The organism is Paenibacillus sp. AR247 (genome assembly GCF_002968895.1).
GTDB lineage: Bacteria > Bacillota > Bacilli > Paenibacillales > Paenibacillaceae > Paenibacillus_AQ > Paenibacillus_AQ favisporus.
Genome location: NZ_PCZT01000009.1, coordinates 1898 through 3309 on the forward strand (window position 1 = coordinate 1898; position 1412 = coordinate 3309).

At 52.0% G+C, this 1412-nt stretch carries 2 protein-coding genes; one reads left to right on the plus strand and one right to left on the minus strand.

From position 1 onward, the window contains the following. Positions 1 to 474, minus strand: a 474-nt coding sequence (locus CPT76_RS07755; protein WP_181152730.1) for a TetR/AcrR family transcriptional regulator, incomplete at its 3' end; no start/stop codon positions are given. Positions 475 to 619: 145 nt separating this feature from the next. Between CPT76_RS07755 and CPT76_RS07760 the strand changes: the two genes are divergently transcribed. After that, positions 620 to 1384, plus strand: coding sequence for an SDR family NAD(P)-dependent oxidoreductase (locus CPT76_RS07760; protein ID WP_105442501.1), 765 nt, complete (start codon positions 620 to 622; stop codon positions 1382 to 1384). The last annotated feature ends 28 nt before the right edge of the window (positions 1385 to 1412 follow it).

A 1412-nucleotide genomic window follows, 5' to 3' on the forward strand; every position in this document is an offset into this window, starting at 1 on the left:
CATTTGATGGTTCAGCCAATAGTAGATGAGCCCCATCATCCCCCCTGAGGAGAAGGAAGCCTGAAGTGCGTCTGTGGTGAAAGCGAGCAGTTCGCTCTTGATCACCTGGTCCAGCTGGACAGGGAAATCCTTGACATTCATCATGATGGTGTAGAATGCCGCATGCTGACGGATATGCTCAAACAAGGCCACGGCTGAAGAAATCGGTTTACCGGATTCCTCATATTCCTTCCTGGCCGACTCATGGGTATAGGAAGGATTGCGCATCGCGCTGCGAAGCGCCGTAAGAATGCCGGATGCAGTTTGGTTCAGCAGGTCATCCTTGTCGTAATAATGAAGATAGAAGGTCGAACGGTTCACGCCCGCTTTTTCCACAATGTTGCGGATGGTGATCGAAGCGTAGTCCTTTTCCGCCATAAGGCTGATTAAAGCCTCGGATAGATAGTGCTGGGTGTAGGTGACTCGTTTGTTCATATATCTAATATCCTCCAAATGATATTGAAAACGCTGTAAAATAGACATTTTCGGGCAGATTGACGTTTGATCGCCAAATTGGACGGGCGCTATAATGATTATAGACAATGTGTTGTCTAATTCAAAGGTTGGAGGTAGGTTGGTCATGAAGCTACAAGACAAAGTAACGGTTATTACAGGTGCCGGATCAGGAATGGGAAAGGAAATGGCTCTTTTATTCGCTAAGGAAGGCGCCAAACTGGTTCTCGCTGATATCTCCCAGGCCTCTCTTGACCAAGTCGTTGCGGAAATTCAGCAGCAGGGCGGTACCGCAGTTGGGGTCATCGCGAATGTTGCCATGGAAGAAGATGTGCAGAACATGATCGATACCGCAGTGAATCAGTACGGATCGCTGGACGTTCTGGTCAACAATGCGGGAATTATGGATAAAATGGTGGCAGCGGCCGAAGTGACCGACGAACTGTGGGAGCGTGTCTTCGCCGTCAATACGACAGGCCCGATGCGGGCAATCCGCAAAGCGCTTCCCATTATGGTCAAGCAGGGAAAAGGCGTCATCGTCAATACGGCATCCGTCGGCGGATTGTTTGGCTCCCGGGCAGGGGCAGCTTATACGGCGTCCAAGCATGCCGTGATTGGTTTGACCAAAAATGTCGGCTACCAGTACGCGAAGCTCGGCATTCGCTGCAACGCGATCGCCCCGGGCGGTGTGGAGACCAACATTATGTCCGATACGCCTAGTATGGATATGAACGCGCTTGGCGTGCAGCAAGCGATGGCCGGCATGGGCGTGAATCCAAGAACCGGCAAGCCGGATGAAATCGCGAAGGTCGCTTTGTCCTCGCCTCGGACGATTCCAGCCTTTGTGAACGGTACGGTCATTACAGCGGACGCCGGCTGGACGGCTTATTAATCCCGCTTCGTCCCGGATGGCTTGATCC

Coding starts and splice junctions, on each gene's coding strand:
- CPT76_RS07760 (WP_105442501.1), top strand. CDS start 620: ATGAAGCTACAAGACAAAGTAACGGTTATTACAGGTGCCGGATCAGGA.